Source organism: Bacillus sp. RO1, from assembly GCF_012524115.1.
Classification (GTDB): domain Bacteria; phylum Bacillota; class Bacilli; order Bacillales; family Bacillaceae_I; genus Sutcliffiella_A.
The window spans coordinates 19818-45409 of record NZ_JAAZWB010000045.1 but is presented as its reverse complement, the minus strand read 5'-3'; the positions used below and the strand labels follow the sequence as shown (position 1 = coordinate 45409).

The 25592-nt window shown below is 39.9% G+C and carries 25 protein-coding genes; 14 read left to right on the top strand and 11 right to left on the bottom strand.

Annotated features, from left to right (window positions below; genetic code table 11):
• Positions 1–763: 763 nt before the first annotated feature.
• Together HC179_RS04615 and HC179_RS04610 are read right to left on the bottom strand one after the other, a co-directional pair.
• Positions 764–1840, bottom strand: a complete 1077-nt coding sequence (locus HC179_RS04615) for an FAD-dependent oxidoreductase (protein WP_168863270.1) — start codon at positions 1838–1840, stop codon at positions 764–766.
• 142 nt (positions 1841–1982) lie between these two features.
• Positions 1983–2183: an alpha/beta-type small acid-soluble spore protein gene (locus HC179_RS04610; RefSeq protein ID WP_010198503.1), complete on the bottom strand. Its 201-nt coding sequence runs from the start codon at positions 2181–2183 to the stop codon at positions 1983–1985.
• A 261-nt stretch (positions 2184–2444) separates the two neighbouring features.
• Here HC179_RS04610 and HC179_RS04605 point away from each other — a divergent pair, with 261 nt between their 5' ends.
• The gene (locus HC179_RS04605; RefSeq protein ID WP_168863269.1) at positions 2445–2687 is read left to right on the top strand and encodes a hypothetical protein; all 243 of its coding nucleotides are present in this window, start codon (positions 2445–2447) and stop codon (positions 2685–2687) included.
• A gap of 38 nt (positions 2688–2725) precedes the next feature.
• On the opposite strand, the gene HC179_RS04600 is transcribed toward HC179_RS04605, so the two are convergent.
• The 8 genes from HC179_RS04600 to HC179_RS04565 all read right to left on the bottom strand — a co-directional run bounded on the left by HC179_RS04600 (position 2726) and on the right by HC179_RS04565 (position 10790).
• Positions 2726–3829, bottom strand: a complete 1104-nt coding sequence (locus tag HC179_RS04600) for an ABC transporter ATP-binding protein (protein ID WP_168863268.1) — start codon at positions 3827–3829, stop codon at positions 2726–2728.
• Positions 3830–4286: 457 nt separating this feature from the next.
• Positions 4287–5192, bottom strand: a complete 906-nt coding sequence (locus tag HC179_RS04595; protein WP_168863267.1) for a PucR family transcriptional regulator — start codon at positions 5190–5192, stop codon at positions 4287–4289.
• Between the two features lie 100 nt (positions 5193–5292).
• Positions 5293–5472, bottom strand: coding sequence for a hypothetical protein (locus tag HC179_RS04590; RefSeq protein ID WP_168863266.1), 180 nt, complete (start codon positions 5470–5472; stop codon positions 5293–5295).
• A gap of 51 nt (positions 5473–5523) precedes the next feature.
• Positions 5524–5736, bottom strand: a complete 213-nt coding sequence (locus HC179_RS04585) for a YheE family protein (protein ID WP_148989719.1) — start codon at positions 5734–5736, stop codon at positions 5524–5526.
• A gap of 48 nt (positions 5737–5784) precedes the next feature.
• Complete coding sequence (locus HC179_RS04580) at positions 5785–6978, bottom strand: YheC/YheD family protein (protein WP_168863265.1); 1194 nt, start codon at positions 6976–6978, stop codon at positions 5785–5787.
• Complete coding sequence (locus HC179_RS04575) at positions 6975–8339, bottom strand: YheC/YheD family endospore coat-associated protein (RefSeq protein WP_240948467.1); 1365 nt, start codon at positions 8337–8339, stop codon at positions 6975–6977. Before HC179_RS04575 ends, HC179_RS04580 begins: the two co-directional genes overlap by 4 nt.
• Positions 8340–8353: 14 nt before the next feature.
• Positions 8354–9412 (bottom strand): YheC/YheD family endospore coat-associated protein, encoded by a 1059-nt coding sequence (locus tag HC179_RS04570; RefSeq protein WP_168863264.1) that lies wholly within the window; start codon positions 9410–9412, stop codon positions 8354–8356.
• 1 nt (position 9413) lies between these two features.
• Positions 9414–10790, bottom strand: coding sequence for a YheC/YheD family endospore coat-associated protein (locus tag HC179_RS04565; protein ID WP_168863263.1), 1377 nt, complete (start codon positions 10788–10790; stop codon positions 9414–9416).
• Positions 10791–10908: 118 nt separating this feature from the next.
• Here HC179_RS04565 and HC179_RS04560 point away from each other — a divergent pair, with 118 nt between their 5' ends.
• From HC179_RS04560 to HC179_RS04525, 9 genes are all read left to right on the top strand, one after another.
• Positions 10909–12042 carry a DUF445 domain-containing protein gene (locus HC179_RS04560; RefSeq protein ID WP_168863262.1) on the top strand — a complete coding sequence of 378 codons (1134 nt, stop codon included), beginning with the start codon at positions 10909–10911 and terminating at the stop codon, positions 12040–12042.
• 439 nt (positions 12043–12481) lie between these two features.
• The gene (locus tag HC179_RS04555; RefSeq protein ID WP_168863261.1) at positions 12482–12841 is read left to right on the top strand and encodes a YlbF/YmcA family competence regulator; all 360 of its coding nucleotides are present in this window, start codon (positions 12482–12484) and stop codon (positions 12839–12841) included.
• Between the two features lie 141 nt (positions 12842–12982).
• Positions 12983–13843, top strand: a complete 861-nt coding sequence (locus tag HC179_RS04550; protein WP_168863260.1) for a Cof-type HAD-IIB family hydrolase — start codon at positions 12983–12985, stop codon at positions 13841–13843.
• Positions 13844–13929: 86 nt separating this feature from the next.
• Entirely contained in the window at positions 13930–14058 is a 129-nt protein-coding gene (locus HC179_RS21145; RefSeq protein ID WP_277351300.1) for a hypothetical protein, read from the top strand.
• 146 nt (positions 14059–14204) lie between these two features.
• Complete coding sequence (locus HC179_RS04545; RefSeq protein ID WP_168863233.1) at positions 14205–14357, top strand: hypothetical protein; 153 nt, start codon at positions 14205–14207, stop codon at positions 14355–14357.
• Between the two features lie 610 nt (positions 14358–14967).
• Positions 14968–16455 carry a coproporphyrinogen III oxidase gene (locus tag HC179_RS04540; protein ID WP_168863259.1) on the top strand — a complete coding sequence of 496 codons (1488 nt, stop codon included), beginning with the start codon at positions 14968–14970 and terminating at the stop codon, positions 16453–16455.
• 120 nt (positions 16456–16575) lie between these two features.
• On the top strand, positions 16576–16953 hold the full coding sequence (locus HC179_RS04535) for a MaoC/PaaZ C-terminal domain-containing protein (protein WP_168863271.1): 378 nt from the start codon (positions 16576–16578) through the stop codon (positions 16951–16953).
• An 86-nt stretch (positions 16954–17039) separates the two neighbouring features.
• Entirely contained in the window at positions 17040–17813 is a 774-nt protein-coding gene (locus HC179_RS04530) for an enoyl-CoA hydratase (protein WP_168863258.1), read from the top strand.
• Positions 17814–17989: 176 nt separating this feature from the next.
• Entirely contained in the window at positions 17990–18655 is a 666-nt protein-coding gene (locus HC179_RS04525) for a TVP38/TMEM64 family protein (RefSeq protein ID WP_205825224.1), read from the top strand.
• A gap of 26 nt (positions 18656–18681) precedes the next feature.
• Here HC179_RS04525 and HC179_RS04520 read toward each other — a convergent pair whose 3' ends face one another.
• Positions 18682–18867 (bottom strand): YhzD family protein, encoded by a 186-nt coding sequence (locus tag HC179_RS04520; RefSeq protein ID WP_148989357.1) that lies wholly within the window; start codon positions 18865–18867, stop codon positions 18682–18684.
• Between the two features lie 142 nt (positions 18868–19009).
• On the opposite strand from HC179_RS04520, the gene HC179_RS04515 reads away from it, so the two are divergent.
• The 4 genes from HC179_RS04515 (at position 19010) to HC179_RS04500 (ending at position 25564) form a co-directional block, all read left to right on the top strand.
• Positions 19010–19912, top strand: coding sequence for an ABC transporter ATP-binding protein (locus HC179_RS04515; RefSeq protein ID WP_168863256.1), 903 nt, complete (start codon positions 19010–19012; stop codon positions 19910–19912).
• Positions 19905–21161: an ABC transporter permease gene (locus HC179_RS04510; RefSeq protein WP_168863255.1), complete on the top strand. Its 1257-nt coding sequence runs from the start codon at positions 19905–19907 to the stop codon at positions 21159–21161. The genes HC179_RS04515 and HC179_RS04510 overlap by 8 nt, the downstream gene beginning before the upstream one ends.
• 132 nt (positions 21162–21293) lie before the next feature.
• On the top strand, positions 21294–22526 hold the full coding sequence (locus HC179_RS04505) for a metallophosphoesterase family protein (protein ID WP_168863254.1): 1233 nt from the start codon (positions 21294–21296) through the stop codon (positions 22524–22526).
• Positions 22527–22531: 5 nt separating this feature from the next.
• Positions 22532–25564 carry an ATP-binding protein gene (locus tag HC179_RS04500; protein WP_168863253.1) on the top strand — a complete coding sequence of 1011 codons (3033 nt, stop codon included), beginning with the start codon at positions 22532–22534 and terminating at the stop codon, positions 25562–25564.
• Positions 25565–25592 lie beyond the last annotated feature (28 nt).

Genomic DNA, 25592 nt, shown 5'->3' with positions numbered 1-25592 from the left:
ATCGCCCACTAGAGGCTGGGACAAAAGTGTTTTAGTCTAAATAAAACTCGAACTAATTTAAAATCTTAAAGTAGTTCGGGACTTTTTTCGTTTAAAAGAGACATTAATTTTTTGGGTTACACCAGCTGTTGATTGGAACAAAAGGCGAAGACACAGAGGTGAGACAGCGGTAGCTTGAGACCCCGTAGCGGAGCGAGGAGGCTCAAGTACCGCCCCTAGGAAAGCGAAGTCATTTGTGGAGATCAACAGCGGTATTTAGAGCCAATACCTATGACACCTAAATTGTTCGTCTTTTATTAGGTTTTTTTAGTTTTGTCCCAGCCTCATTTTTGTTTGTTTAGGAAATTATAAAATAATGGAATGCTGAATTTGTTGGGATGAAGACCTCAGTGACGGGAAAAAAGGAGGAGAGTTGTCCTCATCGTCGTGATGAAGACCTCAGTGGCAAGAAAAAAGGAGGAGAGAGGTCCTGATCGCCGTTATGAAGACCTCAGTGACGATAAAAAAGGAGGAGAGTTGTCCTCATCGTCGTGATGAAGACCTCAGTGACAAGAAAAAAGGAGAAGAGGTGTCCTCATCGCCTATATCAAGACCTTGGTGAAATAAGTTTATAAGATTTCATTGAAATGTCATAGATGAAGCGGAAAGGTAAGGTCCGGCCAAGGCCACTATTTCAAAGCTATGCGAAAAGCGAGAAACTTCCCAAAAGATTAAGATCTCATCTGGGACGTGGTTTTAGGTCGGGTTAAGCTAACCAATTACATCATATGTATTTCTTCATATAGTCGGTATCAATCTTATTCTTTAGCTTCCAAGAAAGCTTGTTGTGAGCGGTAAAGTGTCCGTATTGTAGTAAAGCTTCTTTATTACCTGTTGATAGTAACGAAAGAAAATGACGTTGAGGAGTGAATGTAGAACACTCTTCTCCATTTAAATAGCTTGTGATGTTATTCCAAAGTAACTCTGCTTGTCTCACTGCATATACTCCGTTTTTAGGAAGGTCAGGAAAAGCTTCTAGTGTTATACAATCACCTGCGCCAAAAATAAACGGCAGCCCTTTAGCTTGAAGTGTTTTTTCAATCAAGAGAAAGCCATTTCCATCACAAGGAAGCGAACTTCTCTTAAAGATGTCTGGTGAACTTGGTCCTGTCAACCACAGAACTCGGGAGTGAGGGAGGCTTCTACCGTTTTTGGTGATAACATGACTCCCATCCATATTCGCTACACTATCATTCTCGATTACAGTAAGTTCTTTTTGCAGAGTAATTTTTCTTATTAATTTGGAGGCTTTCCCCGAGGAAGAGGGCAACAGCTTCGAGGAAGTAATCAGCGCGACATTACTAGGATAGCGATTCTTTTTCCTCCAAGCAGTAATTGCCAAGGCGATTTCCACCCCTGAAGATCCGCCCCCAACCACTACTGGAAATTCAACTTCCCGGTATTCCTTCATTTTGTTTGCAAAAAGATAATTGGGTTTAATTTGGACCAGATAATCCTTAAAAGAGGATGGTCCCTCTACGAATGAGCCAGTATCAAATGAAACAACACTGAAAGGAATACTGGCCCCAGTCTTTGTTAAAATTGTTTTATCAGAAACAGAAACCTCGGTGACTTTATCTTCTATGAATGTTACGCCTGCTTTTTCAGACATGGCTTTTATATCGATTCTTATTTCATCTATGGAGTACAATCCCTCGGTATAGCCTGAGAACATTCCTGAGTAGTATTGATACCGGTCAGGGGAGATTAAATAAATATTCTGATCGGGAAGAGGCTTCTTCCTTTTATCCAATAAACACTTTAAATGGGCGTGACCTCCACCAACTAATACGATACTCAAAAACTATTCACACCTTCATTTACATATTTAGATACATTTTAACTTAGGATAGTTATAATAGCCAAAAATAAGCAAGGCACCCCGATGATGAGGTGCCTCTAGCCATACATATAAAATTATGTTGCTACATAAAAACGAAAACTTATCTTCCGCCTAGGGACTGCTCAGCCATTTGAACTAGACGCTTAGTGATTTCTCCACCAACAGATCCGTTAGCGCGAGCAGTTGTGTCTGCACCAAGATTTACACCAAATTCAGTTGCGATTTCGTACTTCATTTGGTCGATAGCTGCTTGAGCTCCAGGTGCTACTAATTGATTTGACGAATTGTTTCTGCTTGCCATGATGTGATTCATCTCCTCGTAATATAGTTTTGGCTGGACCAACTGGGGTTGCACCAGTAAGTGCAGAGGTCTCTGCTGCCGTCTAGGCTTGGTCCATTGGTTGATAAGTTGTTACTTGTATTATAGGAATTTCATAATATCTTTATCCATTTATTTTTAGGTAATTTATGGATTTTTTCTATTTCAGTATTAAGGCATATTTGAAGGTAAGATGTAAAAATTAATGAAAAGCAGAAGATGCAAGGAACTGGAGGAGCTTTTATGGAGATATGTCCGCTATGTAATGGGTTGGAAGATTATCAAGGGAACTGCGCGTCGTGCGGCAGCATGGTTGTTGATATGGGGAAGGTGACGGACTATTTGGATGATTATAGTGCGTATATGGAAATAAATCTGTTGAAGATGGTTGATGGAGATATAAATAGTTTGGAAAATCATGTTTGCTTACATTTGTTCCATTGTCCTGTGTGTCAAAAAGAGCAAGTTAATTCTATACAAGAATAAAAAAACAGGTCGGTTAAGACCTGTTTTTCGAAAAAGTATTATTTAGAACGTACACGAGATTCTGTTTCAATGTCGAAGAAGTGGCATTTGTTCATGTCTAATGCAAGTTGAAGCTTTTGTTGAGGCTTCACGTCTGTACGGGAATCAACACGTGCTACGAAATCTTGGCCATTAATTTGAGAATAAAGCATAGATTCGGCACCAAGAAGCTCAGATACTTCAATTACAGCATTGATTGTCGTTCCAACAGATGATTCGATGAATACCGGCTCATCGTGAATATCTTCTGGACGAATTCCAAGGATGATTTCTTTTCCTACATACCCTTGGTCGCGTAGTACTTTCATTTTTCCTTCTGGAACAGCAATTTTCTGTTCGCCGATTAGGAATGCTCCATCTTCAAGTTTACCATTGAAGAAGTTCATGGCAGGAGATCCAATGAATCCGCCTACGAATACGTTTTCTGGGTTCTCGTAAACTTCTTTAGGTGAACCAACTTGTTGAATGATTCCATCTTTCATTACAACAAGGCGTGTTGCCATTGTCATCGCTTCTGTTTGGTCATGTGTTACATAGATTGTTGTCGTTTGAAGGCGTTGGTGAAGCTTAGAGATTTCTGCGCGCATCGCTACACGTAGTTTTGCATCAAGGTTGGATAATGGCTCATCCATTAAGAATACTTTTGCATCACGGACGATTGCACGACCTAATGCTACACGCTGACGCTGACCACCTGATAGTGCTTTTGGTTTACGGTCAAGGTATTGTTCCAAGCCAAGGATTGCTGCTGCTTCTTTTACGCGGCGGTCAATCTCTTCTTTAGGGAACTTACGTAATTTTAATCCGAATGCCATGTTGTCATATACATTCATGTGTGGATATAGGGCATAGTTTTGGAATACCATTGCGATGTCGCGGTCTTTTGGTGCAACGTCGTTCATTCTTTTACCGTCGATTACGAAGTCACCTTTTGAGATTTCCTCAAGACCAGCGATCATACGTAGAGTTGTGGATTTACCGCAACCTGATGGACCTACGAATACGATAAATTCTTTGTCTTTGATGTGAAGGTTGAAGTCTTTAACTGCTGTTACGTCACCTTCATATACTTTGTATATATGATCTAATTGTAATTCTGCCATGTTTGTTTCCTCCTATGAAATCGTTTTCTTAATCTGTTATTAGTTTACCGAAAACGCATACATTTCGTAAATGTACAAGGTGCACAAAAAAAAGCAACGTCTTTGTGCAACGTTACTTAGGTCTTCTAAAAACGGTTGATTTACGTTCCAGGCGCTTCGCTTGCCTGCAGGTGGTCCGTGAGCTTCCTCACTTAGTAGGAAGCCACTGAAAAAGTCTCTGATTTATGGTGTTGTTTAGACAACGCTGTTGATTTCCGCAAATGGCTTCGCTTTCCTAGGGGCGGTGCTTGAGCCTCCTCGGCTTCGCCTGTGGGGTCTCAAGCTACCGCTATCTCCCTAAGGAGTCTTCGCCTTTTGCTCCAATCCACAGCTAGAAATCACTAATTACTTGATATTTCAGTTTTTCAGTGGCCGCAGGAGTCTTCGCGCTTTCGACTTCAATCAACTAGGGTTTTCATCACATCACGTTACTTTCCATGATTATGATTGCTAGGTAGGCGGCCATGGCTCCCTGGAAGTTTTTGATGTCTATGCCAGTCCGTTCTATGAATTTATCGATTCGGTATTGAAGGCTGTTACGGTGCATGAACAGTTTCTTGGCTGTTAGTGATACATTCATATTATTTTCTATATAGACTTTTACGCTTTGTAAAAGTTCCTTTTCATCATCTAGCATCGTGCCAAACATCTTTTTAATATAAGAGATTTGTTGGGCATCTATGTTTTCTGTCAGCATAAAAGGGAGGGAGTGTTGAAATGTATGTATGTTTGCCTGCTTCCTTGCTTTTACGGATCGTTTAAAGCAGTTTTGCTCCCAGTGATATAAGTCTGCCAAATTATCCTCTAAATCGGTGTATGTACCTATATACAACTTTACATTTGTATAGAAGTCAGAAGCAGTGATATCAATAATGTCATGGAGAGGAACGGTTTCCTCTTCCTTTACTTCAGGCAGAAAATCCACAATCACGCCGGAAGTGAAGTTCTTCCATACAATCTCCATGTCGCTATAAAAAAATGCAACTAGAGCTTCTCTCCATTCTACCTTGTTCACTAGTGGTTCGGAAAATTCAAAATGGATGAAGCGGAAAGATCTAGGGTAAGTATATGGTGTCTTTTGGGGAGCACGGCCAAATAATAATTCATGCCACCACTGTTCCTTTTCACTCATGGATAGTTGATGTTCTTCTACCTTTTGCAAAAATGTTTCTAACAACAAAATATCTTTTGTAGTCAATGCTTCTTTTTCTATACCGTAATAATCATTTGCAGACGAAGTGAACCAAAGATAATGTGAAAAGCTGTGTGGAGAGGATGTCTGGATAATAGCATCCTTAAATATTTTTTTTAATTGGTTGTACATATTTAATCCCTTTCCTTCTAAGCTATTCCTTCTATTATATCGAAGAGAACACGGTATACAAAGGATAAAAAACTCCTCCGGAAAGGGAAGAGTTTTGTCGTTATTCTTTAGGTGGTTCTTCTTTTTCTAGCTCACGTGCTTCTTCTATGTTTGTGTATTGGTCCCGTTCAAAGACAGTTCCACCAGCTAACCCTTCATTGATATACCTGTCAATATCCATGAAATATTCATCTCTGCCTTCATATTGTGGGCCTTTATCGGACTTTTTCTTATCTGTCATAAAAAATCCCTCCTTTTTAGTTAGTTTATCTAAAGGAGGGAAAATGATTCTTCAATCATAAACGTGAAATAGCATCAGTTCATGAATCTGAGCTTCCACGGCTTGTTTTTCTTCTTCGGAAAAGGTTTGTGATTCTGGCCATTCTATGGAACCGTTTTTGTGATAGACGGCTTTTACGGAGTGACCTTTATAAAAAAAGGAAAGATGCCAGCCTGGTAGTTGATTGTTTTGATAGAAAGGTTTTAACTGAAAGTGTGAAATCATGCCTTTTCCTCCTCATGGTGTAATGGCGACTTGTAACACTATTCGACATTATGTGAAGGATTCCTGCATGGAAAAGCCAGATCGGTCATAGAATACCTTGGTAATATTTTCTGTGGCCCGTTGTTTTATCGGAGGCTCATCAAAATCCATCGGCTTGGCATTCAATTCAAAGATGAAATGATCTCCTTCAGGTGTAATTCCAATGTCTGCCGAGAATTCCCCAATATCGTCATAAAAAGAAGAGAGCTGTTTTCCACATTGATAAATAAGTTGTTCGATTGTTTCATGGTCTGTTTTAATTGGTAGCTCTTCCGTTGCCACAATTACTCCACCTGAAGGGACGTGGGTGGTTACCTGCTGTTTTTTCGCCATTCGAACTCCTACCCCAGTAATTGCAAAACGGTTGCCACTTGAGTGGGCCAATACGCGGTAATCGAATTTCTTGCCTTTCATCGGCAAAGTAGTGATTGCTTCCTGAATAATGTAAGAATTTAAAGGTTCTTCTTTTTCAAAATAACGAGCAAGTTTATTTATAGATGGAAAAAGGACGGTAGTGGTGGATGTTGACTTCATCAAGTATGTGTTTCCATTTCTGCTTATAAGAAAAACTCCTTTTCCTCTCTTGCTTTTTCTTTTTTTTATATATACCTCTGGGTAGGTCGAGAGATACTCTGTTAATGTTTCTTCAGATAGGAGGTCCGTTTTGGGTAAGTGATGTGTCAACATTTCGTTATCTCTCAACTGTAAATATAACTCCCATTTATCAAAAAACTGAGGATTGAAAACGGGAATATGATAAAGAGAGGTAAGCTTCTCTGTTTGCTCTAAGAAAAGTTTTTCGTCCTCATATCGTGACAAGCGATTATACAAAAGATCAGGAAGTGGAGTTTGGATTTTTACCCATTGGTCCTGAGTTGGCAGATAACAAAAACCATCAATTCCATCTTCTGTAAGTTGTTGTGGGGTAACGACTACAGATAATCCACCGGATTGTTGAAGGGTTCGTTGTATTCTTTTGAAAAGACCGATATTCCCTATAAAACCGTCCTGTTTTGGACTTGCCAAAATACCGATAAGCGGACCGGCTTTCATGTCCTTCAGGAGGAATGGGAAGCTAATATACTTGGAGGTATGATCCATTTTATAAGGGATTGAAAAGTACTTTCCCATTGTCACTTTATTCTTTGCGTCAAAGCGCTGGTACCAAGTCTGGGAGGTAATCTCATAAAATAATTCAATCATGAAAAAACACCTTCCGGATTTTTTATTGTATGTTCAGTCAAATACACCGCATATTCAATGGACAGCTTGCGAGTTAAAATATCTTCGTTTCTCATCTTTGGATGATAGAAAATGGAACGACCGGGTTTAGAGTTTGCCTCAAACATCCAAAGCTTGTGATCTTTATCAAGACCGAAATCAAAACCAATTTCCCCGATAAATCCAGGCATATGTGTATCAATAGCATTGCTTATTAAAAGGGAGGCTTGAGACAATTTATCGATTACTGTTGCTTGTTCATCTTTATCTGTGAATATTTCAGATAACGTTTTAATCACTCCGCCGCTGTTGGCGTGGGTGGTAATGCTCCCTTTGCCGCTTAGCTTGGCAGCCATGGCACTTACAACCCAATTTCCCTGCTCATCCTTATTGGTATGAACACGAAAATCAACGAAGGAATCTTCCACTTTTAATAGTGGTATGCCTTGTTGAATGAGATAACAGGACAAGTCCTTGTTTTTTAAGCAATGGGCCAATAAGGCTTCAAGGGAAGAGGAACGCTGCAGCTTATTAACAAAATCCTCATTTTTATAGCGAGCATAATAGGTTTCTTCTTCACGGTTATAAATAATTTTGTAAACGCCAAGGCCAAGACTGCCATTTGTGGGTTTCAGATAAATGAAAGGATATTTAGATAGTAATTTTTCCATTTTCGCAATGGACACGTTATTATGTGTTTCTGGTAGATAAGGAACAATATTTTCTTCAATCATAAGCTTTTGATGAATATCCCATTTGTTGAAAAAACCGGGGTTAAACCATGGAATTGCATAATCCCTTTGCATCTTTTCTCTTGTATGTGCAAGAAGCCTATGTTTCTCTGTCCGCCTGTTAGGAAGACGATCGTAAACTACGTGAGGAAAAGGGAGTGTCCTTTTTCTCCAACCCTGCTCTGTAAACATAAAGCCTTCCATGGTACCTTCTTCCCAATCAATATGATTAGCACCGAATAGAAACATATAAGCACCAACTTTTCTCTCCGTTGACAGCAGTTTGGAGAAAAATAATGACCGTTCACCTATTGGCCTAATCATGGAGCTAGTAAACCCTGCTGTGAAAATTCCAATTAGAGGGCCAAGATGCAGGGTGCCTTCATGAACAAATACATGGATGTTCCCTTCATAAGGGACAAGCAACTTTTTAAACATTGCTTCAGAAAGATAGAGAGAATGCCCGCCATGTGAACTCGCATCACAGGCATACTGATGTGTGCCAAAAGCGATGGATTCTACTTGGACATTGCTTATCTCTTCCGGAACAAGAATTTGGTGTTCTTTTAAGTCGACTCTGCATTTAACAGGTATGAGTGCTTTCATCATCATCAACTCCCGTATGCTCACCTTTTAATAGACGATAAGTACAAACAGTACTTGCTCGGGGCTTCATAGATTTCTGTCTGTACAGAAGGAGAAGCCATTGTTACTATCTTATGACCGGGCTTCGAATTAATATCTAAAATCCATAAATTATAGTCAGGATCGATCCCAATGTCTATCCCCAATTCGAAAAGTGGGGAGATTATCTGGTCAATCGCAAAAGGAAGATGTTCTACAATGACCTGTAGCTTCTTTTCTAATTCTTCTCTTATCGAACGTCGCAAGCCCTGAGTAATGACAGTGAATGGAAGCATTTCCCCGCCACCAGCAAGATTGGATGTAATATGATTCTTTGGGCCTGTCCGGATACAACGCACTCTTTCCGTCCAGTTACCTTCTTCATTTTTTTGTAGAAATATCCTTAAATCAAATGGAACATCCTTTTTATTTTGCAAAGGTAGAAATGGTTGAAAGATATACTCTGTATCCTTCATGCGACTATGCAGCCACTTTTTTAGATGATGATCAGTCCTAAATATATAGAGTGATTCTCCTGGCTGAACCACTTCTTTTACAAAATAATGACCTTCTATTTGTTCCACCTTAATTAATCCTCTTCCTTGGGAACCGTTGATGGGTTTAATCAACCAATTGCTATTTTTGCGAAAATGAGATAAGAAAAATGTGACGCTTGTGAGTTTCTTTGTTAGAGGAAAGAAGGCTTGAATTTCCTTTATGGTTGATAACTTGTTATAGACTTCCCATTTATTGGGGAGTCCGTATCCTAAGAAATGTACATTATCCTGCATCTTCAATGAGTCTGTTCCTGGCTTAAAGAGTTGCGCTTTCTTGGTTCCGTAATAACAGCGGTCATAAATAAAGGAAGGAATGGGAATTGTGGAGTCCTTCCATTCCTTCGTGTTTGAAGTGTATATAAGGCCTGATACGTGAGAGGTGCTTTCTGTTAATTGAGTTGGTGAAATGATGCATATCTTGACACCATTTTTCGCAGCATGTTCTGCTATTTTTGTAAGGTAAAAAGTCGGTTGTGAAAATGAGAGGACACCTAGAGTAATCATGTTATCTCTCCTTTAAGTGTTCGTGTATAAGATATAAACAGTAGATAATAGCAGCTTTAGCAGAAGGGCGGATGCTCCTTGGGTTAACAGGTTGATCTAAATTCTTAGATGGTTTTGTATTTACTTCAATGATCCAAGGGTGCCCAGAAGTATCAATAGCAAGGTCAATACCCAATTCTCCAAAAATTCCATCTGAGCCAGCTCCAATTTCGTTTGCCACTTCAAGTGCCAATTCCTTTAGGAGTTTTCGAATTTGCGGAAGTTCTTTCGTGTCAAATTTCGTTCGAAGTACATGTTGAACAGAAAGCATTTCTCCTCCCTGGGCAAGATTCGAAACAAAAGAGCCGCTCTTTGAAGCTCTTGCAGTGGATGAGGTTACTTGCCAGCGGTTCTCCCCACTACGATGGCACAGATAGCGGAAATCAACGGGCCTCCCATCTAAATGAAGAAGGTCTACCCCTTGCTGAAGGATGTATTGTCTTTTCTTGATCTCAGGAGAAAGTCGCTTGTACAAATCAGTTATACTGCCATAATTTTGGGATACTTGTTGTTGAAGGGAAGAGTAATCCAGTGTGTACCCATCTTGAGTTTTGCACACTTTAAATATCTGTTTTCCTTGACTGCCATTGATTGGTTTCAAAAAAAGTGTAGAATGAATGTCTAACCAAGACTCCAGTCGTTTGGCAGAAAATAGTGCTGTCTCTGGCAAATAAGGAGTCAAATGGTCTGCATGGACAAGCTGTTCATGTACTGTCCACTTATTTAGGAAGTGATCATTAAAGTAAGGTATCTCCCATTCTTGCAATTGATTAGTAAATTCACGAAACATTTCACTCTTCTCGTTCGTACGTTTATGGAGACGGTTGTGCACGACTTGAGGATATGGAAGCAGAGCTTTGTTCCAGCTGTTGTTTTCCAAGTAGTATCCTTCGATATGTCTTTCTTTGTATTGATTGTGAAGCGTGAATACATAGAAGATAACACCGATATCCTCCGAATAGTTGGCAAGCTCCATGCAATACTCTTCAATAGACTTAAGGTCGATACATTCTTCGTCCTTCATTCCGATTTCAGTGAGGAGAGCGATAACAGGGCCGATATGAAGTGTGTTCGATTCAATGTTATATGTGATGAGGTAAGAGCGTTCATCATCAAAAAGTAACAAAGATTTCTGAATGCTTCGGTCCATTCTCAACACGTTTTCTTCTATATTGATAGTTACGATATTACATGTAGTTGTATTCCGGCTACATTGAACCGTACATAAAGATATATGTTCAGGAAGCTTTAATTTTTTTGCTAAAGCTTCACTTACTTGTATAATTGGTACAGGTGCATTATTTTCAATAGGTATTACCCTTGCTGCTAAAAAATTCATGTTTTTCCCTCATTTTTTGTCTAAGGTTAGGCTGTTTAGGAGAAACAGGGGTATTTGCCCCACAATCTATAATATTGAAACGTAGATAAATCGGTGATTAGAAAGAGGTTGACGATAGATGGATATCTTGTTTGTTATTGTAATGATGATGGTGATTGGGGCCTTGATAGGAGGGGTTACCAATTCCCTTGCGATTCGAATGCTGTTCAGACCCTATAACCCAATCTATATATTTAAAAAACGGGTCCCATTTACACCTGGATTGATACCCAAAAGAAGATCAGAGCTTGCAGACCAACTAGGAAAATTGGTAATGGAACATCTTTTGACTGCAGAAAGCATGAAGAGAAGATTAATGAACAGTTCTTTCCAGGAAAAATCTGAGCAATGGATAAAAGAAGAATTGGACCGATACCTCGATAAAGGGGTAAGCGTCCAAGAAGTATTAAGGAAGTTTGGGATAGAGGACGCAGAAACCCTTTTTCAAGAAAATTTACAACAAATAGTGGAAAGTAAATATGAAGAAGTAATGACCCCATTGCGTTCAAAACCTATTCAACAGGTGTTGCCTGTAAACTTGTTGCACTCTGTTGAGAGTAATATCCCCGCAGTTTCAGAATTCATCTTGAACAAAGCAATCTACCATTTTGAAAGTGTAGAAGGGAAAAGGCAGTTGTCGAAAATGATCAACGACTTTATCGCAACAAGAGGAAAATTGGGAAGTGTCGTGCAAATGTTTATGGGCAATTATCCTTTGGTAGATAAAGTGCAACCGGAAATCATTAAATTCCTCAAACATGACGGTACGAAAGATGTACTCATAAATGTCTTGTACCGTGAATGGAATAAACTCAAGGAGATGGAAGTGCAGGATTTGGAAAATAAAATTTCCAGAGAAGCAATTCTTTCCTCTCTTCATACAGTAGTAGAACGCACAGTGAACGTCCCAAAATGGATGAACAAAACAGTGAAGGAAGCGATAGAACCTATTTATCCATGGATGATGGATAAATTAATACCTTCCGCTTTCTCTACAGGCAGCGAACTTTTACTGGAGAAATTAGAAGAACTGCTTATAAGATTGAAACTCGAGGAAGTCGTACGAGATCAAGTCGAATCCTTCTCCCTTCAAGAAGTAGAAGAAATGGTTCTCTCCGTATCCCGACGAGAATTAAAACTAATCACCTACCTCGGAGCTCTATTGGGAGGCCTTATCGGACTACTACAAGGTCTACTTGTGCTGATTCTTTAAGAGAGAGTTTCCCCTGTAGATTGACGTGTAAGGTATGAGAATCCGCAACGAAGTGGGACCACTGAAAAACTGATAACCTAAAGTGCTTAATAATTCCTAGCTGGTTATGGAGCAAAAGGCGAAGACTCCTGAGGGAGATAGCTCTAGGTTGAGACCACGCAGCCGTAGCCGAGGAGGCTCACGTCAGCCCTAGGAAAGCGAAGCCATTTGCGGAAATTAACAGCGGTGTATAAAAGACATATTAAATGAAAAACTTTTTCCGTTTTCCGTGGCCTTCAACGAAGTAACACCTTCCCGCGGAAAGCGAATATCTGAAACGGAAATCTACAGGAGTTTAAAAAACTCTTCCGCCTTTTGGTTTGAATGACTCTGGCATGTTTGTTATACTGGTCACTAGCATGCCTGAAAGATGGGCAAAAAAGGAAGGAATGACGTACAAATGGCAAACAACGTATACGATGTAGCGTACAACCTAGAAACAGCAGTAAAAGAAAGTGACGAGTTCAAAAACCTTCAAACTTTATATAAAGAGGTATTCGCAGACGAAACAACGAAAAGAATGTTTGAGAACTTCCGCAACATTCAACTCGAACTTCAACAAAAACAAATGAGCGGCCAAGAAATTACACAAGAAGAAGTAGAGCAAGCACAAAAAACAGTTGCAGTAGTGCAACAAAACGAAGCAATCGCGAAACTTATGGAAGCGGAGCAACGCATGAGCATGATGGTAAGCGAATTAAATAAAATCATCATGAAGCCGCTAGAAGAATTATATAGCAACGTAGATTCTGCTAACTAATTGTTGAAAAATAGCTAGGATTAAAACGCACTGAAACTAGTGCGTTTTTTTCTTGCCCGCAAACTCCTAAAGTTCTATTTCTCCTAATTTCCTCATACTCATATCAATAAGTACAAACATCTTAGATAAGGAGGTCTCTCCATGATATACCGCCTGCTCGCCATCAATATAGATGGAACGCTATTGAAATCAAATGGAAGATTGGCTAAGGAAACGAAAGAAGCGATAGAGTATGTGAAAAACAAGGGAGTATACGTAACACTTGTGACCGGCCGAAACTTCGCTTTTGCCAAGAAAGTGGCTAAATCTCTGAAACTTGATACATTTTTAGTGACACATGGAGGCTCATTTATTGCCTCTAAACTGGAGCAACCTCTTCATGTAAAGCGACTGTCTGAGGATAAGACATTCAATCTTGTTCAAGTACTGGAAAATTATGATTGTACAGTTAGGATTTTGCATGAAAGATATTCAATTGGAAACAGGTTGCGTGGTGCTAATAACTTGATGGCTAGAGCAGTACTTGGTTCTAGTGATCCATTAATCTACCCAATGCAATTTGTAGAATCCTTAGGGGATACATTGATTGATAATCCAATTGCACCACCGAAAATAGAGGTTTATTTTACAGAACCAGAAGAAAGAGAAAGAGTGTTAACAACTTTGAAGTCTGCGTTTGAGGAAATTGAAATTCTTGTTCATGCTGACGGGAAAGTGGATATTTTACCTGACGGTGGAACGAAGATGGATGGATTGTTAACTCTTGGTGAAGTATTGAAAATTCCTCCGCAGGAAATGGTGGTCATTGGGGATACGATGGAAGACCTTCCTATCATTGAAGTCGCAGGACTGGGTGTAGCAATGGGGAATGCCCCAAAAGAAGTGAAGCTTGCTGCTGACTGGATTACTCGGACCAATGATGAAAACGGTGTAGCCTATATGATTAAAGAACATTTCCGTAAACAGCAACGCATCGCGTTTTTAAATAAAATGAAAATATAGTTGGAGAAGGGCAGACTCTAAAAGTAGGGTTTGTCTTTTTTGTTGTTTAGGAGATTATAAAATAATCGAATTGTGGAATAGTCTTCATGCTAATCCTTCATCGCCGTGATGATGAAGACCTCGGTGACGAGGAAAAGGAGGAGAGAAGTCCTCATCGCCGTGATGAAGACCTCGGTGGCGAGGAAAAAGGAGGAGAGAAGTCTTCATCGCCGTGATGAAGACCACGGTGGCGAGGAAAAAGGAGGAGAGAAGTCTTCATCGCCGTGATGAAGACCTCGGTGACGAGGAAAAAGGAGGAGAGAAGTCCTCATCGCCGTGATGAAGACCTCAGTGGCAAGGAAAAAGGAGGGGAGGAGTCTTCATGGTCATGATGAAGACCTCTGTGACGAGAGAAGTCTTCATCGCCGCGATGAAGACCTCCGTGGCGAGGAAAAAGGAGGAGAGAAGTCTTCATCGCCGTGATGAAGACCTCGGTGACGAGGAAAAAGGAGGAGAGAAGTCTTCATGGTCGTAATGAAGACCACTGTGACAAGAAAAAAGGAGGAGAGAAGTCCTCATCGCCGTGATGAAGACCTCCGTGGCGAGGAAAAAGGAGGAGGGAAGTCCTCATCGCCGTGATGAAGACCTCGGTGAGGAGGAAAAAGGAGGAGAGAAGTCTTCATCGCCGTGATGAAGACCTCGGTGACGAGGAAAAAGGAGGAGAGAAGTCTTCATCGCGGTGATGAAGACCTCGGTGACGAGGAAAAAGGAGGAGAGAAGAGCTCATCGCCGTGATGAAGACCTCGGTGACGAGGAAAAAGGAGGAGAGAAGTCTTCATCGCGGTGATGAAGACCTCGGTGACAAGGAAAAAGGAGGAGAGAAGAGCTCATCGCCGTGATGAAGACCTCCGTGGCGAGAAAGGAGGAGAGAAGTCTTCAGCGCCGGTATAAAGAACTTGATGACAGGGGAAGCATCTCGGACAATGATTTAATTTTTGCAGTTATCAGAGGGTGAGTGCTTTATTGTTTTATCATCTCTTCTTCTTTTCCAATGGTATTATCTTGATATGCATCCGCTTCATCCGTTACACTAAGGGAAGTGAAAAATCTTGCTGTAAACAAAGCAAGTGTGAAAGGTGATTAACTTGAAGATTGCTATAAAAGGATTACATGATGATAGATATCAGCGTCCGTTATCATTGATTGCGGATTTATTTTTTGAAGAAACAGAAGTGGTGCTTGGGGAAGATGCCTTCTCTGATCTAAAGGTAACATTCCAGGTTGAAGAAAAAAACACCACGTTTATTGTCAGTGGACAACTCGGCGAACTTACTTGCTCTCATGAGAAAGAATTGGGCGAATCAGACGAAAAAGAAAGCTTTCGCCGTAAAAAACAAGCAGTGTCCTATGTTTATTTGACTCTCTTACAAGAGCATACGGGTATCATTCAGAAGTGGGGGATTTTAACGGGAATTCGACCAACGAAACTTCTACACTCGAAGCTTCAAAAGGGAGAACCAAAAGAAAAAGTACATCAACAGCTGCGAGAAGATTATTTAATTACAGACGAAAAGATTGAATTAATGCAGCAGATTGTTGATCGCCAGCTAGATGTTGTACCAGATTTACATGATTTGGGCAATGAGGTCAGCATTTACATCGGAATTCCGTTCTGCCCTACTAAATGTGCGTACTGTACATTCCCTGCTTATGCAATCAATGGAAAACAGGGAAAAGTGGACTCCTTCCTTGGCGGTCTCCACCATGAAATCGATGCTATAGGTACCTGGTTGAAGGAAAAAGGAATTAGTATCACCACAGTTTATTATGGTGGGGGTACACCGACAAGTATCACGGCAGAAGAGATGGACATGCTTTATGAGCAGATGTATGCTTCGTTCCCTGACATGGAAAAAGTTCGTGAAGTAACAGTGGAGGCCGGACGTCCAGATACGATTACGCCGGAGAAGCTTGAAGTATTGAAAAAGTGGAATATCGATCGCATTAGTATCAATCCTCAGTCTTATACTCAGGAAACATTGAAAGCAATCGGCCGTCATCATACCGTGGAGGAAACCATTGATAAATTTCACCTTGCACGTGAGATGGGTATGAATAATATTAATATGGACCTAATCATCGGCCTGCCTGGAGAAGGAGTGGGAGAGTTCGCACATACTCTAGAAGAAACGGAAAAGCTGATGCCTGAATCATTGACGGTCCATACATTGTCTTTCAAACGAGCTTCAGAAATGACACAAAATAAGAACCGCTACAAAGTGGCAGATCGTTATGAAATCGGGAAGATGATGGATATGGCTACAGATTGGACGACAACACACAACTATGTGCCTTATTACCTGTATCGCCAGAAAAATATTTTGGGGAATTTGGAGAATGTAGGATATGCATTGCCAGGACAAGATAGCATTTATAACATCATGATTATGGAAGAGAAACAGACGATTATCGGATTAGGGTGTGGGGCATCTAGTAAGTTTGTTCACCCTGAAACAGGGAAAATAACGCGCTTTGCCAATCCGAAAGATCCTAAGTCTTATAATGATGGATTTGAACATTATACAGATGAAAAAATTAGGATTTTGGAAGAGCTCTTTTCATCTAGAAGCTAATAACAAAGCGGGGATTAAGATCCTCGCTTTTTATATTTTTGGGTTTATGAGTGAATAATCATTCATTTTTAAGCGCTTTCATATTATACTAGTTATATAACTTATAGGAGGGAACAGATGATGAAGGTTGAAACTGGTGAAGTTCTGACTTATTCCAGAACATTCACTGTCGAGGAAATACTTCAATTTGGAGAAGTTTCAGGAGACCAAGGAAGACATCATGTGGAAAAGGATGAGCATGGTCGCTTAATGGTACATGGCCTATTGACTGCAAGTATCGGTACCAAAATCGGGGGAGACATGAATTATATCGCAAGAGAAATGAACATGGAATTCCTCCGTCCCGTCTTTACAGGCGACACTATCACCTGTGAAGCGTCCCTCACCAATGTCCAACAACAAGAAGGCTACAAACAAGTCAACGTAACATCCATCTACACCAACCAAAATGGCAAACAAGTCCTCATAGGCAACAGTAAAGGGATTATTCGAGATTGAGAGAGAAATTCCTGCGGGGGTATGACCCCCGCACAGAACTTTAATTTTTCAGAAAATTCATACTAAATAAAAAAGGGTGTGCTTTTATGAGTACGGTTAATGTATTGGATCAAGGTTCGGTTGTGGTTTTAGAGCTTAATAGACCAGAAGCGTTAAATGCAATGAATGTGGAGATGCTAGGGGAATTAGAACGAGTTTTGGAGGAGGTATCGAAAAATGAGAAGGTCAAAGTCCTGATTGTTAGAGGAAGTGGGAATGCGTTCAGTGCAGGTGGAGATATAAAAATGATGCTCCAGGACAATGTTGGAGGTGACTTTAATCAGGTGATGGATACGATTGGCTCCATTGTCACCAAGCTTTACACGATGCCGAAAGTGACCATCAGTGCTATTCATGGTGCAGCTGCAGGGCTTGGTCTGAGTTTTGCCCTTGCCAGCGACTTTGTGGTTGCTCACACGTCCACAAAACTTGCTATGAATTTCATCAAGATTGGCTTAATCCCGGATGGTGGTGGTCACTTCTTCATGGAAAAGCGTCTTGGAGAAGCGAAAGCTAAACAGATGATTTGGGAAGGTAGAACCATTTCCGCTGAAGAAGCTCATGGATTAGGTCTGGTAGATAGCTTGGGAGGTGATCAGATGGAAGAGGAAATTTCCAAAAGGGTTGCAGCCCTTCTTCAGGCACCATTACAAGCGATGCTAGAAACGAAGATGATTTACGCGAAGCAATCCTTACCACGTCTAGAACAAATTCTAGAATTGGAAAAGAATGCACAGCGTAGAATGAGACAATCAGAAGACCATAAGGAAGGAATCAAAGCTTTTGTGGAAAAGAGAAAACCACAATTCTCCGGAAAGTGAACCGGAATAGCTGCTCCAATAATGGGGTAGCTTTTTTTCTTTTGTCTCACTTGTCCCTTTCTCTGAACTAAGCCTACAGTCGTATTGTCAAATAATACTCCGGTGCATTACCAACAAAAAGCACACCACTTATACTAAGTTCATAAAAGAAAAACGGAGTGGTTTGCGTGCAAATAATGGAAGCAGGAAAAGTACCAAGAACAGGGCTAGGAATCATGATTATTATTTTGCTAGTCTATTATATAGGTGAGTTCATGGTAATTGTAGAAAATAAGGGATTGGAGAGCTTACTATTAGAGTATGGTTCCATGGCTCAAATTCTTTTTTTCTTCCTGTGCTTAGCTCAACCAATTATTTTGCCGCTCCCCGAAGCATTGACCATTCCTGCCGGTAGTATGGCATTTGGAGCATCTGCTTCGTTCTATCTTGGTTTTTCTGGAACATTGACAGGAATAATTATTATGTTCTTTATTGCAAGATCTGGCGGAATGAAAGTGGCTTCAAAACTGGTAAAAGAAAAACATCTAAAAAGCTATCAAGAATATGTAAGCGAAAATGAGACGGTAATTTTGGTACTTCTATTCATTATTCCTGTTCTTCCTGATGAAATCATTTGCGTGGGGGCGGGAATAGGAGCTGTCTCGTTTAAAAAGTTTCTCGTAATAGCGTCCTTGTCCAAATTTTTGACTACTTTTGTGCTGGCGTACTCTGTTTCCTTGGCAAAATATCTGGACTTAACTTCTACACAGCTTATATTCTCGTGCTCGGCTATTATGGGGATTGTTTTTTTTACTACTGTTGCTTTTAATCGATATTGGAACAAAAAACGCATGGAGATGTGATGCTTATGTCTCCATGCGTTTATCCGTTATCGGTGAAACAAGACTAGTTTGCCGCTTGCGTTCGTGCAACGGTGTGTCGTGTCGAGAAAGTTCAATTCTTCTAATCTCTTCTCTCCTAATGTTTTTGCTTCTTTTTCTGTTGCTGCTTCAAAACTCTCATCCAGTAATGTTTCCCCGCTTTTACTAAAAACTGTTAACGTATATTTCCCCATGTTTGTCCCCTCCGTGTCTATAAAATGAATATCCATTCATTGTTTTTATTTTACTAAAAGTTTCTTGAAATGTAAAAGTTCTATGAAACTATTTCCTTTATCAACCGTATAGGTTAGTGTAAAACTTAGGAGGGATAACGTCATGGCATTACAGATAGATGGTGTAACCAAAAGGTTTGGCAAGCATGTGGCAGTCAATAATTTGACCCTGGAAATACCGGAAAGTGAAATGTTTGGGTTCTTAGGTGCCAATGGAGCAGGGAAAACAACCACTTTTCGAATGGTGCTTGGATTATTGGAGCCTACTGAAGGTAAGGTTTCTTGGGCGGGAAAACCCATTACTTATAGAGAAAGTCACCTTGTAGGGTATTTGCCCGAAGAAAGAGGGCTTTATCCGAAATTAACCGTAAAGGATCAGATGATTTATTTGGGCAGATTGCGAGGAATGGAGAAAGCGGAAATTTTGAAGCAGTTGGACTATTGGTTGGAGCGCTTCAAGGTACCCCAGTATCTTAATAAAAAAGTTGAAGAGCTATCCAAAGGAAATCAACAAAAAATCCAGTTTATTGCGTCCACGATTCATAACCCGAAATTGCTCATCCTAGATGAACCTTTCAGTGGCTTGGATCCCCTAAATGTGGAACTATTAAAAGAAGCGGTAGTCGACCTGAAAAAGCAAGGGACATCTATCGTCTTTTCTAGCCACCGGATGGAGCATGTCGAAGAGCTTTGTGAGCATTTATGTATTATGCATCACGGGCAACCAGTTGTGCATGGGTCACTAAGGGACATTAAACGGTCATTTGGGAAAAAGAATGTAGTCATTCATGCTGATTTTGATTTGGGGTATCTATCCAAAATAGCTGGAGTTACCAAAACAAAGCAGACAGCAGAAGGCATGATTCTTCAAGTGGAAGATGAAGATGTATCCCAGACTTTACTGCAACAAATTACAGGTAAAGGCTATATCCGTAAGTTTATCTTGGAAGAGCCGTCCTTGAATGATATTTTCATAGAAAAGGTAGGTGCTTCTTACCATGAATAAGTTTTTGATTATCTTAATGCACACCTATATAAGCAAATTAAAATCTAAATCCTTTATTATCTCCACTTTGGTGACAACACTACTTATTATCGGTGTTACTAACATTCAGTCCATTATTGATATTTTTGATAAAGAGGAAGATAAAGTTGTAGCTGTAATTGATGAAGAAGGCGCTATCGCACCATTGTTAGAGCAGCAACTTGCAACGAATCCCGAGAGCACCTTGAGCCTTGAAATGGTATCAGATGAGGCTGGTGCTGAAAGTAAAGTGACTGAAGGGGAGTATGACGGGCTCCTTGTTCTTTCAACGGACCAAAACGGCCTACCATCAGGGGTGTACAAAGCAGCTTCTATCACTGATTCTGAGACGATGGCACAAGTGGAGGCATTGCTTCAGCAAGTGAAAAATGAGCTGGCAACAAGTCAACTTGGATTATCACAAGAACAAATTGCTCAACTTTACACGCCCATTAATTTTGATGTTGTAGCTCTAGAAGAATCCGCCAAATCTGCAGAAGAGTTAAATCAGGCACGTGGCTTAGTATATGTTTTACTGTTTGTGATCTATTTTTCAGTTATTCTATATGCTAGCATGATTGCAACTGAAGTCGCAGTAGAGAAATCCTCCCGCGTTATGGAAATACTAATTTCTTCCGCCTCCCCAATTATGCATATGTTCGGTAAAATTCTTGGAATTGCGCTATTAAGTTTAACGCAACTGGCATTCTGGATCATTGTTGGGTATTCTTCTTTAAGTAGAAACCTTGAAGGGATGACAGAAGCAGGGGGAGTATTTGAATTTTTCGGTGTAGGCGATCTGCCAGTAGCAACGTTTGTGTACGCCATCGTCTTCTTCTTGCTAGGCTACTTCCTATATGCAACATTTGCAGCATTCTTGGGGTCGCTTGTTAGCAGAATTGAAGAAATCCAGCAAATGATTATGCCCATGACATTATTGATAGTGGCAGGCTTTATGATTTCCATGTTCGGTCTAGGAGATCCGGATAATTCTTTCATCCAAGTAACTTCATTTATCCCATTCTTTACACCTATGATTATGTTTTTACGAGTAGGGATGTTAAATGTTCCTATTTGGGAAATCAGTCTTGCCATTGGCCTTTTAGTAACTACGATTGTACTACTGGCTGTGTTTGGAGCAAAAGTGTACCGTGGAGGAGTTTTAATGTACGGTAAATCCTCTTCATTGAAAGATATTAAGAAAGCATTGCAACTTACAAAAGAAAAATAACCTTTTAACATGTGGGACCTTACATCAAAGTCCCGCATGTTTTTTTATTTGTATACATCAACCGAACGTGCATTCGTATTTCATTCATGATAAAATAAGGAAAAGACGTTTAGAGAAGAGGTTAAATCTAGAATGAAAAAAATTCGTTTCCTGCATGCTGCAGATTTACACTTGGACAGTCCATTCAAGGGACTTAGCCATCTTCCCCAACAAATATTCGATCAGATTAGAAAAAGCACCTTCCAATCATTAACAACGCTCATAAACGCTGCTATCCATCACCATGTGGATTTTGTTTTATTAGCCGGAGATCTCTTTGATCTGGAACAAAGAAGCTTAATCGCCCAGGCGACACTTAGAAAAGAATTCTTGCGGTTAAAAGAAGTTGGAATTCAAGTTTATATTATTCATGGGAATCATGACTACCTTTCAGAAGAACACGCACTTTTTAAATACCCGGATAATGTACATATTTTTTCTGGAGAAGTAGAACGAAAGACATATATAAAAGACGATGAAGAGTTAGCGTGCATATACGGATTCAGTTATAAACAAAGGCATTTGACGGAGAATATGACAAGTTACTACGAGAAAGAAGACCAAACGATACCTTTTCACATCGGAATGCTGCATGGGAATCTTTCTGGAAGGGAAGAGCATGATCCTTATGCCCCGTACACATTACCTGATCTTCTTGATAAAGAGTTTCATTACTGGGCGCTTGGTCATATACATAAACGTGAAATACTGCATCATCATCCACCAATCGTCTATCCGGGAAATATCCAAGGTCGCCATAAAAAGGAACAGGGCGACAAAGGCTGCTATCTGGTTGACCTCTTGGACGACGGTATTCCTGAGCTAACATATATAGAAACATCCGCTATACAATGGGAGGATCTCGAGATTCCCATCAACGAACTACATACGGTGGACCAACTAATGGAGAAAACAAAACAAGCTATGGATGCCATTAGGGTGGAAGGGAAGGGGAAATTACTCCGACTAACATATACAGGGAATGGTACCCTACATGATTTTCTCCAACAAGAAAGTCATCAGGAAGAACTTCAACTTCTTTTAAATGAGGGAGAAGGAAATAATTTTTCATTTGTATACATCTATACATTGCGTGTGCGAACAGCTTTATCTTATTCAAAAGAGGACTTGCAGGATAAACCATTCTACAAGGATTTTTACACTATTGTAGACCAAGTCGACATGAAAGAAGCCTTAGCTCCTTTGTTACGTCATTCTGAAGCAAGTCGCTATTTAGAAACTTGGGATGAAGATGAAGTGCAAGCGATAGTGAAAGAAGCGGAACAATGGCTAATCAGTAAATTCTTAGAAAGTGAGAAGAGGTGATCAGGTTGAAAATTACGGGCCTACATATCTACGGATTTGGAAAACTGGAGAACGTGGTAATGGAAAATCTATCACCAAACATTCAAGTAATATACGGAGAAAATGAAGCAGGAAAATCTACCGTGATGGCCTTTATACAAGCCATTCTTTTTGGTTTCCCTGCAAAAAATCAACAAGACTTGCGCTATGTTCCTAAAAAAGGCTTTAAATATGGTGGGAAGTTGGTTATTGAAACGAATGACAAGAGAAAAATAACTATTGAACGAGTTGCTGGGAGATCCTCTGGTGATGTCACGGTTCAAGATGAGCAGGGCAACCCCTGTAATCTGAATGATGTGCTTGGCGACCTTGATAAAACGATGTACAAGGGCATCTTCTCCTTTAATATTATGGACATTCAAAATTTACAGCTGATAGATTCTGAGCAACTTGGCGGTTATTTGTTTTCTTCAGGTCTAATGGGAAGTGAACAGCTGCATAAATTATCTCGAGAGTTAGCAAAAGATCAAGAAGAGCGCTTCAAACCAAACGGCAGAAAACCAGTAATCAATCAGTTGTTAACTTCCTTAAAAGAAGAAGAAGGAATTGTTCATCAATGGAAAGAAAAAATGGGCCAGTATGACCGGTTGCAAAAGGATATGAATCAATATGATATAGCCTTAAAGGAATCTCATATAAATAAGGCCGATATAGAGCAAAAGATAAAAGAAACAGAAGCAATGCTCACTATTCAACCTTTAGTAAATAGAATGGAGATCCTTGAATTACAATTAGCGGAAGTAGGAAACGTAGAGTCATTTCCTCGTGACGGTTTGGCAAGATTGGAAAAATGGCAGACAGAAGTAGTTTTCTACCAATCAAAACTTGAAAAAATGAAAAAAGAATTAGAAGAGAAAGAGAGAGAAATAGAACAGATATGGGTAAATGAAGAAGTTCTTGAGAAAGAGGAAACGGTAAAAAGTCTAGTAACTTTAGTGCCGACCTATCAACAGGCGAAAGATCAATTGTCTCTGCTAGAAACAGAAATAGCGCAGTTAGAAAAGCGAGTGGAAGGATGGAAACAGGATCTTGAATGGACTGAGAAAACAGATTATGAATTAGAAGCAATACCTACAAGCTTAGCATCTAAGGGGTCTTTGCGGGAACTTTTAAAGACTCATCATGAGATTCACATTCAAAAGCAACGGTTGGATGAACAGTTTCAATTAGCAAAAGAGGAACTTGAGGCGCAAGAAGAACGGGTGAAAGACCTCGAACAAGAACAACTTCCAAACCACGAAGTCTTAAAAATGAAGGAAATGGTTGAACTAGAAGACAAGGACACTTTGCATAAAGAAATCCACCTCACAGAGCAACTCCTAAACCAATTAAAAAAGCAGCTTGATGTTCAAAAAAGGAATGATTATAACGAAGATAGAAAAGGTAAGCAAATCGCATTTGTAAGTATAATTTTAGGTATTGTCGGTGCCATTTACTTCTTTATGCAAGACCAGCTTATCCCTTCACTGTTTTGCTTGGTCCTCTTCTCCTTGCTTTCTATTACATTAAGGAGTAATACAAAAAATAAAGCTAATCAAAATGAGCTGATTAGAGAAAAGGATGAGCTGCATAATAAGCTGGATTTGTTAAGAGGAAAGCTTTTATCCAATGATACACAAGGAAAATTGGAAGTGTATCAGAAAGCCTTGGCAAAGAACGAACAAGTAATGCAGCTTCTGCAAAAGGAGAGGCTTCTCCTTTCCCAGTGCGAACGGACATATAATAGAATCATTCATCAATTTGAAGAGTGGGAAGGAAAGAATTATTCCTTGCAGGAACAATGGCATAAATGGACCTCTTCCCTTTCACTTGTACAAATTTCACCTACCTTTATGGAGGAGGCCTACGACAAAGTAGTACAATTGAAAGGTGCGATTTCAGATAAAAAAGAGCTAGTGGAAAAGCAACGCCACTATCAACTAGTAGTGGATAAGTTTCAGAAGGAGTTAAATACCCTGTTGGATGAAAACAATGAAACTAATTCAAGATTAACGACTGAAGAAGTGTTCACACAATTACGTGTTAATTTGGAAGAAAACGTTGAAAAACAGAAAACGAAACAACAGATTCAGGAGCAAATTGACGTCTTAACAGAAGAAATAGAAGGATTATCCCAACATATATATGAGGCTAGTAAGCAGATTCAACATCTTTACGAACAAGCAAAAGTTAAGGATGAGGAAGCATTCCGCCATAAAAACCAACAGAATGTCGAAAAAATAGAGCTTGAGAAAGAATTAGCACTCCTTAAGAGTCAGTTGGTACAAATGGAGAATTCCTTTCAACTGCGCCTTACGGATAGTAAACCAATGGATATATGGAAAGCAGAGAAGGCTGAGCTAGAAGAAACCTTAAAGACTATTAAAGAAAAACAGAGTCAGCTTGTTGAGAATAGAACGGCAACAAAGGAAACTATCCGCCTTTTAGAAGAATCTGGTACTTACTCTGAAGCTGTACAACAATTTGAATTATCTAAAAGTAAGTTGCAGGAGCATGCGAGAAAGTGGGCAATCCATGCTACTGCATCCCATCTTTTAGGGAAAACGATGGATTTTTACCGTACAGTCAAGCTACCAAAAGTACTTCAATATGCTTCTGATAACTTCCGCTTCCTCACAAAAGGGAACTATCTAAGCATACTTGATGCGCAAAATGAACGAACGCTTAAGGTGCAACATGCAGACGGGACGAAATTTGAACCAAAAGAATTAAGTCAGGCAACGGTGGAGCAGCTATATATATCCTTACGTGTCGCTGTTGCCCAGGTATGGAGTGAAGAACAAAAACTTCCATTCTTAATGGATGACAGTTTTGTCAATTTTGATGAACAAAGAACAAATCTAGCAATTAAGTTGATAAATAGACTTGCACTCCAAGGTTATCAATTCTTTTTCTTCACTTGTCATCACCATATTAAAGAAAAATTGGCGGATGATCAAAATAACCGGATATTTACTTTTGATTCTATGGAGGTAGGAGAAGCAATCCTCAAACGATGAATGTGGTTCATCCATTGCCGAAAGGAAT